Annotated in this window: 13 protein-coding genes; 7 read left to right on the forward strand and 6 right to left on the reverse strand. The window is 59.9% G+C overall.

The window, feature by feature from the left end; translation table 11 throughout:
* Window positions 1–5 precede the first annotated feature (5 nt).
* Window positions 6–533 carry an RNA pyrophosphohydrolase gene (gene rppH / locus EGY12_RS02890; RefSeq protein ID WP_123892506.1) on the reverse strand — a complete coding sequence of 176 codons (528 nt, stop codon included), beginning with the start codon at window positions 531–533 and terminating at the stop codon, window positions 6–8.
* A gap of 696 nt (window positions 534–1229) precedes the next feature.
* Between rppH and mutH the strand changes: the two genes are divergently transcribed.
* The 4 genes from mutH to EGY12_RS02910 all read left to right on the forward strand — a co-directional run bounded on the left by mutH (window position 1230) and on the right by EGY12_RS02910 (window position 4354).
* On the forward strand, window positions 1230–1916 hold the full coding sequence (gene mutH, locus EGY12_RS02895; protein WP_123892507.1) for a DNA mismatch repair endonuclease MutH: 687 nt from the start codon (window positions 1230–1232) through the stop codon (window positions 1914–1916).
* A gap of 100 nt (window positions 1917–2016) precedes the next feature.
* The gene (locus EGY12_RS02900; protein ID WP_038878693.1) at window positions 2017–2733 is read left to right on the forward strand and encodes a TerC family protein; all 717 of its coding nucleotides are present in this window, start codon (window positions 2017–2019) and stop codon (window positions 2731–2733) included.
* 155 nt (window positions 2734–2888) lie between these two features.
* Window positions 2889–3107: a YgdI/YgdR family lipoprotein gene (locus tag EGY12_RS02905; RefSeq protein ID WP_038878690.1), complete on the forward strand. Its 219-nt coding sequence runs from the start codon at window positions 2889–2891 to the stop codon at window positions 3105–3107.
* Between the two features lie 206 nt (window positions 3108–3313).
* On the forward strand, window positions 3314–4354 hold the full coding sequence (locus EGY12_RS02910; protein ID WP_123892508.1) for an NADP(H)-dependent aldo-keto reductase: 1041 nt from the start codon (window positions 3314–3316) through the stop codon (window positions 4352–4354).
* 35 nt (window positions 4355–4389) lie between these two features.
* Here the strand turns inward: EGY12_RS02910 and lplT are convergent, their stop codons facing one another.
* The 3 genes from lplT to EGY12_RS02925 all read right to left on the reverse strand — a co-directional run bounded on the left by lplT (window position 4390) and on the right by EGY12_RS02925 (window position 10334).
* Window positions 4390–5574, reverse strand: coding sequence for a lysophospholipid transporter LplT (gene lplT, locus EGY12_RS02915; protein ID WP_123892509.1), 1185 nt, complete (start codon window positions 5572–5574; stop codon window positions 4390–4392).
* Window positions 5574–7727 (reverse strand): bifunctional acyl-ACP--phospholipid O-acyltransferase/long-chain-fatty-acid--ACP ligase, encoded by a 2154-nt coding sequence (gene aas / locus EGY12_RS02920; protein WP_123892510.1) that lies wholly within the window; start codon window positions 7725–7727, stop codon window positions 5574–5576. The genes lplT and aas overlap by 1 nt, the downstream gene beginning before the upstream one ends.
* A gap of 348 nt (window positions 7728–8075) precedes the next feature.
* Entirely contained in the window at window positions 8076–10334 is a 2259-nt protein-coding gene (locus tag EGY12_RS02925) for a molybdopterin guanine dinucleotide-containing S/N-oxide reductase (protein WP_123892511.1), read from the reverse strand.
* 220 nt (window positions 10335–10554) lie between these two features.
* Between EGY12_RS02925 and galR the strand changes: the two genes are divergently transcribed.
* Window positions 10555–11574, forward strand: a complete 1020-nt coding sequence (gene galR, locus EGY12_RS02930; protein ID WP_123892512.1) for an HTH-type transcriptional regulator GalR — start codon at window positions 10555–10557, stop codon at window positions 11572–11574.
* 52 nt (window positions 11575–11626) lie between these two features.
* On the opposite strand, the gene lysA is transcribed toward galR, so the two are convergent.
* Window positions 11627–12889 carry a diaminopimelate decarboxylase gene (gene lysA / locus EGY12_RS02935; protein WP_123892513.1) on the reverse strand — a complete coding sequence of 421 codons (1263 nt, stop codon included), beginning with the start codon at window positions 12887–12889 and terminating at the stop codon, window positions 11627–11629.
* Window positions 12890–13022: 133 nt separating this feature from the next.
* Here lysA and EGY12_RS02940 point away from each other — a divergent pair, with 133 nt between their 5' ends.
* Window positions 13023–13946, forward strand: coding sequence for a LysR family transcriptional regulator (locus tag EGY12_RS02940; RefSeq protein ID WP_123892514.1), 924 nt, complete (start codon window positions 13023–13025; stop codon window positions 13944–13946).
* Window positions 13947–13973: 27 nt separating this feature from the next.
* Here EGY12_RS02940 and EGY12_RS02945 read toward each other — a convergent pair whose 3' ends face one another.
* Window positions 13974–14882: a LysR family transcriptional regulator gene (locus EGY12_RS02945; RefSeq protein WP_015378928.1), complete on the reverse strand. Its 909-nt coding sequence runs from the start codon at window positions 14880–14882 to the stop codon at window positions 13974–13976.
* Window positions 14883–14990: 108 nt separating this feature from the next.
* On the opposite strand from EGY12_RS02945, the gene EGY12_RS02950 reads away from it, so the two are divergent.
* Complete coding sequence (locus EGY12_RS02950; RefSeq protein ID WP_123892515.1) at window positions 14991–15875, forward strand: MBL fold metallo-hydrolase; 885 nt, start codon at window positions 14991–14993, stop codon at window positions 15873–15875.
* Window positions 15876–15932: the final 57 nt, after the last annotated feature.

The raw sequence follows: 15932 nt of genomic DNA on the forward strand, positions 1-15932 counted from the left end.
TTAACTTAACCTCTCTTTCGGCGATAAGCGGGAGCTTGCCGCGGCGCCGCCGGCTCTTGCATCGGCATCACGGTCACGGCGAATTCTTTCATCACCCGGCGATAGACGTCGCGTTTGAACGACACCACCTGGCGCACCGGATACCAAAAACTCACCCAGCGCCAACCGTCGAACTCCGGCGTGCTGCTGCGTTGCATATTGATATCAGCGTCATTGCACAGTAACTGCAACAAAAACCATTTTTGCTTTTGGCCGATACAAACCGGCTTTGTGTCCCAACGCACCAAACGTTTCGGCAATTTATAGCGCAACCAGTTGCGGGTCGAAGCCAGGATGCGCACATCCTTTTTACTCAGCCCCACTTCTTCGAACAGCTCACGGTACATCGCCTGCTCCGCAGTTTCGCCAGGGTTAATCCCACCTTGGGGAAACTGCCAGGAGTGCTGACCGTAACGGCGGGCCCATAAGACCTGCCCCTGACGATTACAGATTACGATACCAACATTCGGGCGGTAGCCATCATCATCGATCACCGGACTACCTCGATAAGCTTAAATTCGCATAGATGTCCTGATTGTTTCACACAAGCTACAGGCGGTAAACCACTGCTTTACGGCGCTGCGGGCCGGATAACATTGGGATAACTCACAGATATTGGCAAAGTTATAAACATACCCCAGCCTTTCAAGCCGGTTTTATTCACTTTTTCTGTGGATAGGTGTGTGTAGAACTCGAGGGATAAGCCGGTAAAACTCTTAAACTCCAAAATTCACCCTCACCCCATAAATCACATATTTATTTTAAAAACATACAATTAACCAATGCTACGTCGTTATATACAGGGCAAAAATGTGATCTATGCACGGTAAAGATCTTACCCTGGCGAAAGATCCATCAACGCCGTTTTTATCCACAGATTATCCGAGCTAGTTACGCACAAAACGGACAAATTCGTAAAAAACCGCTTGAGTCAAGGCTGTAAATTGAACCAGTGATCGGCAAAAATTTGGGTTATCCCATAAATCTGTGGATAAATAGGTGTAAGATCCTGTTTATTGTCGGTGGCTTCAGGTGAACAAGCCTCGCCAGTGCATTGGCGGTCATGCAAGGAAAGAAAAAAAGTCATGTAAAATCATGCTACTATTCTTCTTTTCCCCAGGTGATGGCAGTTATCGTTCACCGTGTATAATCGCAGTACGTTTTTCAACCAAATTCGACAGGCTTGATTTATGGCGTTTTTATCCCCTTTGCCGCCCCCGCCGGAAAATGAACGGCAGCTGTTCGAGCGTGCTCAGGCGCTGGCCGGCGCCAGTTTTGGTGAGCTGGCCGCCCGCGCGCAGTTGCCGATCCCCAAGGATCTAAAGCGCGATAAGGGCTGGGTGGGTATGCTGCTGGAGCTGTACCTCGGCGCTATGGCCGGCAGTAAACCAGAGCAGGACTTTCCCGAACTGGGCATCGAGCTGAAAACCATTCCTGTTGACGCCGCCGGCAAACCGCTGGAAACCACTTTTGTCTGCGTCGCCCCGCTCACCGGCAACAGCGGCGTCACCTGGGCCAGCAGCCACGTTCGCCACAAGCTGGCACGCGTCTTGTGGATACCGGTAGAAGGCGAACGGCAGATCCCGCTGGCCGAACGCCGCGTCGGCTCGCCGCTGCTGTGGAGCCCGAGCGCCGCAGAAGAAGAGATGCTACGCCGCGATTGGGAAGAGTTGATGGATCTGATCGTGCTCGGCCACGTAGAGCGCATCACCGCACGCCACGGCGAAGTGCTGCAGCTACGCCCCAAAGCGGCCAACAGCAAGGCGCTCACCGAAGCCATCGGCGAGCAGGGGCAACCTATCATGACGCTGCCGCGCGGTTTCTATCTGAAAAAGAGTTTTACCGGCGCGCTGCTGGCAAGACATTTCTCAATCTAAGCGATTTCGTTTAACTCTGGTTTAGCTAGTCCTGTCAGCGCCGCGATAAACGCGTATAATTCACGCTTTGCATTTATTAAGTATTAAGGTGTGCCGGGCAATGTTCGAATGGATTATGGATCCCAATGCCTGGTTAGCGTTAGGTACGCTAACCATTCTTGAGATCGTACTGGGTATTGATAACATCATTTTTCTGTCGCTGGTGGTGGCCAAGCTGCCCAAAGCGCAACAGAACAAAGCTCGCCGGCTCGGTCTGGCCGCCGCCATGATTATGCGCCTGGCGCTGTTGGCCTCTATCGCCTGGGTGATCCGCTTGACGCACCCGCTGTTTACCGTGCTGGATCACGCCGTTTCCGCCCGCGATCTGATCCTGTTGCTGGGGGGGCTGTTCCTGATCTGGAAAGCCAGCAAAGAGATCCACGAAACCATTGAAGGCACGGAGGAAGAGCACCACACCAAGGTGCACAGTTTCTTCGGCGCGATCGTGCAGATCATGCTGCTCGACATTATCTTCAGTCTGGACTCGGTGATTACCGCCGTGGGCCTTTCCGACCATCTGTTCATCATGATGGCGGCAGTGGTGATCGCCGTCGGCGTGATGATGTTTGCCGCCCGACCGATCGGCGAGTTCGTCAACCGCCACCCTTCGGTGAAAATGCTGGCGCTGGCGTTCCTGATCCTGGTGGGCTTCACGCTGATGCTGGAAAGTTTCCAGGTGCACGTGCCGAAAGGCTACATCTACTTCGCCATGTTCTTCTCTATGTCGGTAGAAGCGCTCAATCTGATGCGCAGCAAGAAAAACCGCTCGCCGGAATAACCCTACCTGGAAGCCGCCAGCGGCGGCTTCCATCGCTTCGTTGACCTCCCATTTCACTTTTTCTTATCAGATAAAGACTTATCTGAGACGCCCTTCGCCGAGAGTTTGCTAATCTTGAAATAACAACGTTTTCTGCATAATCGAGGATCCGCAGGATGAAAAAGTGGGTAATGGCGGTGTCTGCGCTGGTAATGGTTGCCGGCCTGGCGGGATGTTCCAGCGACTACGTGATGGCGACCAAAGACGGCAACATGATCCTGACGCAAGGCAAGCCGGAGATCGACAAAGACACCGGCCTCATCAGCTATAAAGACGAGAAAGGCAATCACCGCCAGATCAACGGCGATCAGGTTTCTCAGGTTATCGAACGCTAATCACCACCCGCCGGCTATCGCCCGTTCGAGCGCGGTAGCCCTCATTCGTGTCCGCACGGAATCCGCTTCCCCCATCTTCACCGCTTGGTTATAGTCAGGAAAGGCGATATCGCCGCCCGACGGACTTTGCGCCGTCTTCTGACATTGGGCTCCTGTTTCACCGGGCCACGCGGCCCGTCAGCGCTAACAAGAAAGGAAGGCCGTTAATGCAATACCACCGTATTCCCCACAGTTCTTTAGAAGTGAGCGTGCTGGGACTGGGCACCATGACCTTTGGCGAACAGAACAGCGAAGCCGACGCCCATGCGCAACTGGACTATGCATTGGCCGCAGGCGTGAACCTGATAGACACTGCCGAACTGTACCCGGTGCCGCCCCGCCCGGAAACCCAGGGCCTAACCGAGAGCTATATCGGCAGCTGGCTCAAGGCGCGCGGCAATCGTGAAAAAATCGTCCTGGCCAGCAAAGTCTCGGGCCCGGTGCGCGGCACCGACAGCAGCATCCGCCCACAGCAGGCGCTCGATCGCAAAAACATCCGCGCCGCTCTGGATGCCAGCCTCAAGCGGTTGAACACCGATTATCTCGATCTCTACCAATTGCACTGGCCGCAGCGCACCACCAACTGCTTTGGCAAACTCAACTATCAATACACCGACGACAAAGCTACGGTCACGCTGTTGGAAACGCTGGAGGCGCTGACCGAGCAGGTGCGCGCCGGCAAGATTCGCTATATCGGGGTTTCCAACGAAACGCCCTGGGGCGTGATGCGCTACCTGCAGCTGGCGGAGAAACACGAGCTGCCGCGCATCGTGTCGATTCAAAACCCGTACAGCCTGCTGAACCGCAGCTTTGAAATTGGCCTGGCCGAGATCAGCCAGCACGAAGGGGTGGAACTGCTGGCCTATTCCAGCCTGGCGTTCGGCACCCTGAGCGGTAAATATCTCAACGGCGCTAAACCGGCCGGTGCGCGCAATACGCTGTTCACCCGTTTCAACCGTTATTCAGGGCAGCAAACCCAGCTGGCGATCGCCGAGTACGTGGCGCTGGCCAAAAAACACGGGCTGGATCCTTCGCAGATGGCGTTGGCCTTTGTGCGTCAACAGCCGTTCGTCGCCAGCACCCTACTGGGCGCCACCACGGTGGAGCAGTTGAAAATCAACATCGACAGCCTCGATGTGGTATTGGATGAGGACGTGCTGCAGGCGCTTGAAGAAATCCATACCCGGTTTACCATTCCGGCGCCTTAATAAAGCAAGGGCGCAGCCAGGCTGCGCCCCATTTTTTACCGCCGCTGCGACCACCACAGCGCGCTAATCGCCAACGCAAACACCACGCCAAACCCTACGCCGACGCCCACCACCGGCACGCCCAGCTTCACCACCAGCGAATACAGCGCCAGCATCAGCAACATCGCGGCATTTTCACCCAGGTTTTGCACCGCGATCGCATTGCCTGCGCCGACCGAGTGCTTGCCCCGCTCCTGCAGCAACGCATTGAGCGGTACCACGAAAAAGCCCCCCAACATGCCGATGATCGCCAACAAGATATAGGCATTGAGCATGGTGGTTTGCAGCGCGAACACCGCGACCGCGACGCCGATCAGGATCCCGGCCGGCATGCAGCGTTTTACCGTCTTCAGCGTGACGAAGCGCGCGGCGGCGCCGGCACCCACCACAATACCGACGGCCACCATGGCGTTCAGCAGCGTCGGCGTGGCGTTATCGGCGATGCCGAGCGCCACCGGCACCCACAGCACCAACAGAAAACGCAGCGTTACGCCGGCCCCCCAGAACAGGCTGGTGCCGATCAAGGAGAAACGCGTCTGTCCATCGCGCCATAACGTGACGCAGGCGGTAAAGAAACTGTTCGTCATGGTCCGCGGGCGCCAGGAGGCTCCCGGCCGCGCCGCCGCCAGACGTGGAATATACAGGTTGGCGACCACCGCTCCCGCATAAACCAAGGCGCAGGCCGCCAGCGCCGCCACCACATGCCAGTCCGCCAGAATGCCGCCTGCCACCGAACCGGTCAGAATGGCGGCGATGGTCGAGGCCTCCATTAGGCCGTTAGCCTTGACCAACTTCTCACCGCTGGTGATCTCGCCCAGAATGCCGTATTTGGCCGGCGAATACGCGGCGGCCCCCACGCCGACCAGACTGTAACCGAGAAACGGGTTGAACCCAAAGCAGATCACCAAGGCCCCCGCCAGCTTGAGGGCGTTGGCGAACATCATCACCCGCCCTTTGGCGAAGCTATCGGCCACCTGGCCGACAAACGGCGCCAGGATGATGTAGGTGGCGACAAAGGCCATCTGCAAAATCGGTTGGCTCCAGTCCGGATACAGCTGCTGCTTGATCAACGCCAGCGTGGCGAACAGCAACGCATTGTCGCCGAACGCCGAAAGGAACTGCGCGCTGATCACGGCGATCATGCCGCGTGACAGCAAAGGGGATTCGGTCGAAGGATTCATCAGGCACTCTCCGGCTGTTCGGCCATATGACGCAGGGTGACGAAATCGGGTTTGCCGCTGCCGAGCACCGGCAGCGTTTTCAGCAGGCGAATATCGCGTGGTACCGCCAATTCCGGGCTGCCCAGCTCACGCGCCACCCGCAGCAAGGCTTCGCGGGTGATGGCGGGATCGGTGGTGAACAGCACCAGCGCCTCGCCTTTGCTGCTGTCGCTTTTGGCCGTGGCAGCATGCAGTTTTTCCGGCGACAGCCGCTGCGCCAGCAATTCGACGCTCTCCAGCGACACCATCTCGCCCGCCAGCTTGGCGAAGCGCTTCACGCGCCCGCGAATGGTGCAGTAACCCTGCTCATCCAGGCTGACGATATCGCCGGTGTCATACCAGCCCGGCTGCAGCACGCCGTTCGCATCCTCCGCCGCCGGCGGTTCCAGCTCGCCGGGGCGTTCAACCCGCAGATAACCTTTCATGATATTCGGCCCCTTCAGCTGCAGGCGGCCGCCGTTATCAATACCCGGCACCGCGATCAGACGCGCCTCCATCTGCGGCATGATGCGGCCGACGGTACCCACCTTGGTCGCCAGCGGCACGTTAATGGAGACCACCGGCGCGCACTCGGTCACGCCATAGCCTTCCAGAATGCGGATGCCGTATTTGTCCTGGTAGATCTGTTTGGTGCTGTCCGCCAGTTTCTCCGCGCCGGCTACCACGTAGCGCAGGCGGGCGAAATCATACGGATGCGCAAAGCGCGCATAGTTGTTGAGGAAGGTCGCCGTACCGAACAGTACCGTGCAGTTGCGGTCATACACCAGCTCCGGCACCACGCGATAGTGCAGCGGGCTGGGGTAGAGAAAAATGCGGCTGCCGGTGATTAGCGGCGTGAGCAACCCCACCGTCAGGCCGAATGAGTGGAACAGCGGCAGCGACGACATGAAGCGGTCGCGCGGCGTGAAGTCGGCGATGGTGCGAATTTGTTCTACGTTGGCCAGCAGGCTGGCGTGTGAATGCACCACGCCCTTGGGATGGCCTTCGGAACCGGAAGTGAACAGGATCAGCGCCGCGTCCTCCGGGCGTTGCGGCAACGCCGCGCGCTGCGGCTGCAGCAAATGCCGCAAAATCCACAACTTGTCAGCCAGCGTGACGGTATCCTTCAAATCTTCCAGATACACCCAGTTAGCCTGCGTCACCTGCTCCGGCAGGTGGGTCAGCTTGCCCTTCTCCAGAAACTGGCGCGAAGTGACGATGGTCTTGATACCGGCGGCGAGCATCGCGCTGTTCAGGCCGTTGGCGCCGGCGGTGTAGTTGAGCATCGCCGGGATGCGGTTGCGCAGCGAAGCGCCGAAGATCGCCGCTGCGGTGATGGTGGCGTTCGGCAACAGCAGCCCGACGTGTTCCCCTTCTGCGGTAAAGCGCTGCAGAATGCGGCTGACGCCCAGCGATTTCTTGATCAGCGTCTGGTAGCTGTCTTCCTTGAAAGCGATATCTTCGATGCAGGCCTTGCGGCGCCCGTAGCGGTGCTGCGCCGCCAGCAAAGCATGGAACAGCGTTTGCGGCTCGCGCGTGTCCATCCGCGCCCGCATCATGATCTGCATCAGCCGATCGCCCGCCAGCGCCCGGCGTTCACGCGCGCGCGGCGCTTCCGGCATTGGCAGCGTGGTTGGCGGCAAGATGCGGATGCTGATTTGTGGGAACCAGCGGATCTTGAACACCCCGGCCATGCGGCCGAACGGGCTGAATTCGGGGCCATCGATCCGCACCGGCACCACGGTGGCGCCCGACTTGGCGGCGATAAACGCCGCGCCGTCGTAGATTTTCATCAGTGCGCCGGTCACGGTGATGCGCCCTTCAGGGAACACCACGATCGGTCGCCCCTGCTCGACCATGCGTACCAGCTGTTTGATGGCCATCGGCTTGGTGGGATCGAGCGAGACGAAATCGATGTAGGGCCGCAGCCAGCGCATAAACCAACTCTCGCCGATGCTGGCGTAAACCGCAAACACCGGTTTAATCGGCAGGAACAGCGCCAACAGCACACCGTCGAGGAAAGAGACGTGATTCGGCGTAATCAGCAATTTTTGCCGCTCGAAGTGCTGGACGTCTCCTTCGACCCGAACCCGAAACAGCAGGCGAAACAGCGCGCGCAGCAGTGAAAAGATCATGCCCTTCTCCCTTGGCCATGGAGGCGTAAATCGTTGTAGGGAAAAGGATACTATATGGCAGGCAAAAAAAAACCTACGCATCCGCGTAGGTTGGTGCAATTGAAAATGGCTTCAACATACAGAGTATGCTGATTTCTCACCAATCAATACCTCTGGGATCACCTACTCTAGAGAGATGGCGTGCAGGAAACTACCGGCGAATCGCAAGAGTTCTGCTCCAAATGCAACCAGCTGTAAATTTCCCGCGATCTGCTGTAATAACTCAATGAAACTTAAACCTTCCCGCAGCGGCGAAAAAACAAATATAGCAACGACGTAGAGCCGGTTATCCCGACGTGAAATATTCATTCATCGCGCGCTGACTTCCACCAGGCAACTCATGGCATTCGGCCCCTGCGTCAACGGCGAAGTGCCGATATCCAGCGTCAGTACGTTCGGGTTGCCCGCCTGCTCAATCGGCTGACGCTGTGCGCCAAAACCCGGATCGAACCAGGCGCCGGTCGCCATCAACACCACCCCGCGCGTCACGCCATCGGTGAGCGATGCTCCCGCCAAGCAGCTGCCGCGCGCGTTGCTGACCAGCACCTCCGCGCCGTCCACGACGCCGCGCTGCGCCGCGTCGTCCGGATGCATATACAAGGTTTCGCGCCCGGCGGTCTTATTGCTCTGCGCCAGCGGCGCCGGATCCATCTGGCTGTGTAGACGATCGCTCGGTTGAATGGAGATCAGATGCAGCGGCCAGGTTTTGGCCTGCGGCGCCCCCAGCCACTCCACCGGCGGCCGCCACTGCGGATGCGGCGCGAACTCCTCATAGCGATAACCGGCGATTCGTTCGCTGAACAGCTCGATCTTGCCGCTGGGCGTGTGCAGCGGGTGCGCCTGCGGATCGGCGCGAAACGCGTCGAAAAACACGAACTCCTTGGCGGGTGCGGGCAGTTCTACATAGCCCCGGTGCCAGAAATCCTCAAACTCGGGCCAGGCGACGCCGGCGCGCTGCTGCGCTACGCCGCATTGCCGGTAGATATCTTCGATCCAGGCCCGCTCGTCGCGATTTTCAGTAAAGCGTTCGCGATAACCGAGCCGCTCAGCCAGATCGGCGAAGATATCGAAATCGTTGCGCGCCTGATGCTGCGATGCAATCGCCTGATGCATCGCCAGCACGTAGCGATCGCGCGAGGAGCCGCCGATGTCGTTACGCTCCAGCGAACTGGTGACCGGCAGCACGATGTCTGCCATTTTAGCCGCCGCCGTCCACCAGATATCTTGTACGATCACCGTATCCGGCTTCTGCCAGCCTTCCACCAGCCGGTTCAATTGCTGATGGTGGTGGAACGGGTTGCCACCGGCCCAGTGCACCAGGTGGATATCCGGGTAATGCCGCGTCTCGCCACAAAATTGGTAGGCTTCCCCTGGGTGCAGCAGCATGTCGCAGATACGCGCCACCGGGATCGCCAGTCCGGCCGGGTTTTCTCCCACCGGCATGGTCGGCGCTGGCGTGTCCACACGCGGATTACCAACGCCGTTCATCGAGCCGTGGCCGAAGGAAAAACCGCCTCCCGGCAATCCCACCTGACCCAACATCGACGATAACGCGATCATCATCCAGTAAGGCTGCTCGCCGCGATGCGCACGCTGCACCGAGTAAGAGCAGGTGATGAAACTGCGCACCCCGATCAGCTGCCGCGCCAGTCGCGCGATGCGCGCCGCTGGAATGCCGGTAATGGCGCTGGCCCAGGCCGGCGTTTTCGCCACGCCGTCGCTCACGCCGTTCAGGTAATCCGCCAACTGTTGATAGCCTACGCAGTGGCTGTGCAGGAAGGCTTCGTCCTGCGCACCCAACTGCTGAATTTCGTAAGCCAGCGCCAGCATCAGCGCCACGTCGGTGTTCGGCCTAATGGGGATCCATTCCGCATTGACGAACGCGGGGCAATCATCGCGCATCGGGCTGATGTTGATTATCGGCGTGCCCTTCTGTGCCAGCTTTTGCAGCCAGGGTTTGAGCGCATGCTCCGCCGCACCGCCGGAAGAGACCTGGGCATTTTTCAGCGCCAGCCCGCCAAACGCCACGAACAGCTCGCAATGTTCCACCACGCTCGGCCAACTGGTGACGCGCCCGGTCAACGGCGAGAAGGTGCCGATCACATACGGCAGGAAAAACTGCGCCGCGCCCCAGCTGTAGTTGCCCTGCTGATCGACCCCGCCGCCGCCGCTGAAATAAAACCGCCGCACCAGCGAGCGCGCATGATGCAAACGCCCGGCCGACGACCAGCCATAAGAGCCGGTAAACAGCCCGGAGGCGCCGTAGCGATCGCGCACCCGGCGATTCTCCTGCGCCACCAAATCGAGCGCCAGTTCCCAGTCCACCTCGACGAAGTCTTCCTTGCCGCGCAGCGTACGGTCGCTGCCCTCGCGCCTTTGCAGCCACGAGCGGCGCACCGCCGGCTTGCGGATACGTTTATCGGAGTAAACCATCGGTACGATGGAATCGAGCAACGGCGAAGGATCGGGATCGTCGGCGAAGGGTTCACAGCGGATAAGCCGACCGTCTTCAACCACGGCGGTATAAGCGCCCCAATGGGCGAGCTGCGGATAGCGTTTAATGGACATGGCGTTCTCGGCGCAAATCAGAATGCACAGACGTTACCTCAGCCCGCCGCCAGTGCCAACGTACAAATTGCGCTGTCGTTCGGCGGCCGGCGGTTATGCGCGCAGCCGCGAAAAGATTCTGCAACGGCTGCCACAAGTTGCGCACAACACCGCTTGCAGCCCCGGTTGTTTTCCGCAAAACTGGGGGATGTAAGCGATTACCCAGGATGTGTTGACTGATATGGCTACGATAAAGGATGTTGCCAGGCTGGCGGGTGTTTCCGTGGCCACGGTATCCCGCGTGATAAACCACTCCCCCAAGGCCAGCGAAGGGTCGCGCACCGCGGTGCTGGCCGCCATGGAACAACTGCAGTATCACCCTAACGCCAACGCGCGGGCGCTGGCGCAGCAATCCACCGAGACGCTGGGCCTGATCGTCTCCGACGTTTCCGACCCCTTCTTCGGCGCGATGGTCAAAGCGGTCGAGCAGGTGGCCTACGCTACCCACAATTTTCTGCTGATTGGCAACGGTTACCACGACGCCGAAAAAGAGCGCCAGGCGATTGAACAGCTGGTGCGGCATCGCTGCGAGGCGCTGGTAGTGCACGCCAAAAGGCTGAGCGATCAGGAACTTTGCGGCTGGATGCAACAGATCCCGGGCATGGTGCTGATCAACCGCACGCTGCCGGGTTTTGAAACGCGCTGCGTGGCGCTCGACGATCGCTACGGCGCCTGGCTGGCGACCCGTCATCTGATCCAGCAAGGGCATCAGCGCATCGCCATCATCTGCTCCACCCACCAGATTTCCGACGCCACCGATCGCCTGCAGGGCTATCTCGACGCGCTGCAGGAGCACGGTATTGCGGTGGATGAAAAGCTGATCGCCTACGGCGAACCGGACGAGATCGGCGGCGAACAGGCGATGACCGAATTGCTCGGCCGCGGCCGTTCGTTCTCCGCCGTTACCTGCTACAACGATCCGATGGCCGCCGGCGCGCTTTCGGTGCTGAGCGACAACAGCGTCGACGTGCCGGGGCAAATTTCGCTGATCGGTTTCGACGACGTGCTGATTTCACGCTATTTGCGGCCGCGCCTGACCACCATTCGCTACCCGATCGTTGCAATGGCAACCCAGGCGGCGGAACTGGCTCTGGCCTTGGCCAATCGCCAACCGCTGCCGGAAATCACCAACATGTTCAGCCCGACGCTGGTGCGCCGCCACTCGGTCGCCACCCTCAACAACGCGCACGAACAGCCTTAATTCGTACCGCCGCATGACGCTGTAAAGCGGGCGCAGCACGCCCGCCCTTTTATCAGATAAGCTCCAGCGCGATCAGCTCTTCGATGGTCTGGCGACGGCGGATCAGGCGCGGCTCGCCGTTTTCGAACAACACCTCCGGCAACAGCGGACGGCTGTTGTAGTTGGAGGACATCGATGCACCGTAGGCGCCGGTGTCGTGGAACACCAGATAATCGCCGATCTGGACCGGCGGCAGTTCGCGGGTTTCCACGCCGCCGCCCGCCTGCTGGGTGAACACGTCGCCGGATTCGCACAGCGGCCCGGCGATCACCGTTTCGCGCAGCGCTTGCCCCGAAGTATCGCGCCCATCGGCCGGCAACAGCGAAATGTGGTGATAGCTGCCGTACATCGCCGGGCGCATCAGATCGTTGAAACCAGCGTCCACCAGCACAAAGTGGCGGCTGCCCATGTCTTTTACCGCCCGCACTTCGGCCACCAAGACGCCGGCTTCCGCCATCAGGAAACGCCCGGGTTCGATCTCCAGCTGCACCGGATGCCCCAGATGGGCGGCGATACGTTCGCGTGCCCGGTTCCACAACCCGAAATAGTGTTCGGTATCGATCGCCTCTTCGCCGTACTGATACGGGATAGACAGGCCGCCGCCGGCGGAAATGGCACTGATGTCATGACCGAGATCGATCACCTGCTGCACCATCGCATCGCAGACACGCTCCAGGTGCTGGTAATCGACGCCGGAACCGATGTGCATGTGTACGCCGATCAGCTTCAGGCCGTAGCGGCGGATTTTCTCCACCGCCTGTGGCAGGTCGGCATACCAGATGCCGTGTTTGCTGTTCTCGCCGCCGGTGTTGGTTTTCTGGCTATGGCCGTGGCCAAATCCCGGGTTAATGCGCAGCCACACCGGGTGCCCTGCGGAAACCTGGCCGAGCTGATCCAGCATGTCGATGGAACCGGCGTTGACCGGGATCTTCAATTCGCTGACGCGCGCCAGCGTGGCGTGATCCAACACGTCCGCAGTAAACACAATCTCGCTCGGTTCACCCCCCGGCTGAAAACCGGCCTGCAGCGCCCGCTCGATCTCGCCCAGCGACACCGAGTCCACCTTCACGCCCTGCTCGCGCATCAAGCGCAAAATATGAATGTTCGAACAGGCCTTCTGTGCGAAACGGATAGTGTCGAAATGGCGCAGCTGAGCGATGCGCTGGCTGATGATCTCCGCATCATAGGCCCAGACCGGGCAACCGAAACGCTGCGGCAAGGCCAGCAGATTAGCGGCATTCAACGCGGTGGAGGTGTCGTGCAACGGGCGTGGCATGGCGATATTCCCAATTCGAAAATGACGGCAGATAACCCCATAGTGCCGCACGCTGAATCGGGTGGAAAATATCTATTTAGCCGTAGTCTATTCATTTATGATATGGGTTTCCCCTTAATCGAGCGGCCTGACCATGCACAGCATCTCTTTGCGGCAGATCGAAATCTTTCGGGCGGTGATGACCACCGGCAACCTGACCGAGGCGGCGGCCCTGTTGCAAACCTCGCAACCGACCGTCAGCCGCGAGCTGGCGCGCTTTGAAAAGCTGATCCGGCTGCAGCTGTTCGACCGGGTGCGCGGACGTTTGTCCCCTACCGTGCAGGGGTTACGGCTGTTCGAAGAGGTGCAGCGCTCCTATTACGGCCTCGATCGCATCGTCAACGCCGCCGCCGGCATTCGCCAGTTTCAGCAGGCACAGCTGTCGATCGTGTGCCTGCCGGTATTTTCTCAATCGCTGCTGCCGGCGGTGTGTCGGCCCTTTATCGAACGTTACCCGGAAGTCAGCTTCAGCGTCATCCCGCAAGAGTCGCCGCTGCTGGAAGAGTGGCTGTCTGCCCAGCGTCACGATCTCGGGCTGACGGAAACCACCCTGACGCCGGCGGGCACCGAGCGGGTGACGCTGATGACGTTGAACGAGGTGTGCGTGCTGCCGATGGGCCACCCGCTGCTGATGAAAGATCGGCTGACGCCGCAGGACTTCGCCGGGCAGAACTTTATCAGTCTGTCGAGCACCGACAGCTATCGTCACTTGCTGGATGCGCTGTTTGGCGAACAGGGCGTCGAGCGCCGCATGGTGATGGAAACGCACAGCGCGGCGTCGGTGTGCGCCATGGTGAGGGCCGGCGTGGGGGTGTCCATCGTTAACCCGCTGACGGCGCTCGACTATGCCGGCAACGGTGTGCACGTGCGCCCGTTCAGCATCGACGTGCCGTTCACCGTCAGCCTGATCCGGCCGCTGCACCGCCCTTCATCGGCGCTGGTGACGGCCTTTATCGACCACCTTCATCAGCAGGCCACCACCTTTGCCGCTCGCCTGGCCGCCGCAGTCAAACGGTGAAAACGGCGTGGGAATGTTGCCGCGGTCTTAGCGCAGCGTCGCCTGCCATTGCGGATCGGTGGCGAACCACTCCACCAGAAAGTCCAGCATGGTGCGCAAGGTAGCGGGCATCTGGCGGCGTGAGGTATAGATGCCGTAGATGCCCATCGACTGCGGCCGATAATCCGGCAACAGCTCGACCAGTTCGCCGCTGGCCAGCAGCGGCGCCGCCGAATAATAGGGCTGCATGGAAATGCCCGCCCCCTGCACCGTGCCGGCCATCAGCACCACCGACTCGTTGGCGCTCAGGTTGCCGCTGACCGCCACCGCCGATTTCACCCCCTGAGCGTCGAAGTGCCACAGGCTTTTGCCGAAATAGGAGTAGGTCAGGCAATTGTGCAACGCCAGATCCTGCGGCTGGCGCGGGGTGCCGTGCGCCGCCAGATACGCCGGCGCAGCGCACACCACCGACGCGCAGGTGGACAGCGGCCGGGCGATCAGGTTGGGATCCAGCTCGTTGGTGATGCGCAGCGCCAGATCGATGCGCTCTTCCACCAGGTTCACCGCCCGGTTGTTCATCTGCAGATCGACCGCCACCTGCGGGTGACGCTTCAGGTACTGGGCGACGGCCCCCACCAGCGCCGTTTGCCCGAGCGACTGCGAACAGGTGATGCGCAGCAGGCCGCGCAGCTCATCGCTCTGCCCTTCCTCCACCAGGTCTATCTCCCCTGCCAGCGCCAGCATTTGCCGACAGCGTTCCAGAGTACGCTCCCCGGCGTCGGTCAGACTAAGCTTACGGGTAGTGCGGTGCAATAAACGCGCCCCGGCCCATTGCTCCATCTGCGCCAGGTAGCGCGTCACCATCGCGCGCGACATCTCCAGCGTTTCCGCGGCGGCGATCATGCTGCCGCGATCGACGATGGTGACAAAAACCTCAGCGGCGGTAATGCGATCCATGATTAGTCCGATTTATGCAATGAATAATTGCTTATTATCCGGTTTTTCTATCGCTTTATGCAACCTAACATCATTACAACATTAACCGATACCTAAGGACCTCTGCCCATGTTTAAGAAATCACTGTTAACTCTGGCCTTCACTGGCGTCGCCACCCTTAGCACCTATGCCACCGCTGCCGACACTCTGACCATGGAAGTGTATAACCCGGGCGAGAAAAGCGTGTTCCCGGTGTCTTCCGAAATCGTCAGCGGCAAACACGAAGTGGCGCTGATCGACGCGCAGTTCCAGCGTAACGATGCCGAAGAGCTGGTGAAAAAGATCAAGGCGACCGGCAAGAAACTGACCACCGTTTATATCAGCCACTCAGATCCGGATTTCTATTTCGGTCTGGACGTGATTAAGGCGGCCTTCCCGGAGGCGAAAATCATCGCTTCGCCAGGCACCATCAAAGACATCAACGCGACCAAAGACGGCAAAGTCGCCTATTGGGGCCCGATCCTGAAAGAGAACGCCCCAAAAACCGTGATTGTGCCGCAGCCGCTGCAGGGCGACAGCTTCACCATCGACGGGCAGAAAGTGGAAGTGAAAGGCCTGAACGGCCCGACCCCCGATCGCACCTTCGTGTGGATCCCGGCGCTGAAAGCGGTTGTGGGCGGTGTGGCCGTCGCCGGTGACAACATCCACCCGTGGATCGCAGACAACCAGAGCGTGGAATCGCGCCAGCACTGGCAGCAGACGCTGAAAAACATCGAAGCGCTGAAGCCGCAGGTCGTCGTGCCGGGCCACTTCCTGCCGGGCGCTGCGCAAACGCTGGCATCGGTGCACTTTACCCAGAAGTACCTGACTACGCTGGAAGCCGAGCTGCCGAAGGCCAAGGATTCCGCCGCGCTGATTGAATCGATGAAAAAGCATTATCCGACGCTGAAAGACGAGTCGAGCCTGGAACTGAGCGCGAAAGTGCTGAAAGGCGAGATGAAGTGGCCGCAATAAGCGCCCGTGCGTGATTGAACCAGCCCTGGCGCCGCAGTGAGCTGCCGCGCGCCAGGC

This window comes from Serratia sp. FDAARGOS_506 (assembly GCF_003812745.1).
Lineage (GTDB): Bacteria > Pseudomonadota > Gammaproteobacteria > Enterobacterales > Enterobacteriaceae > Serratia.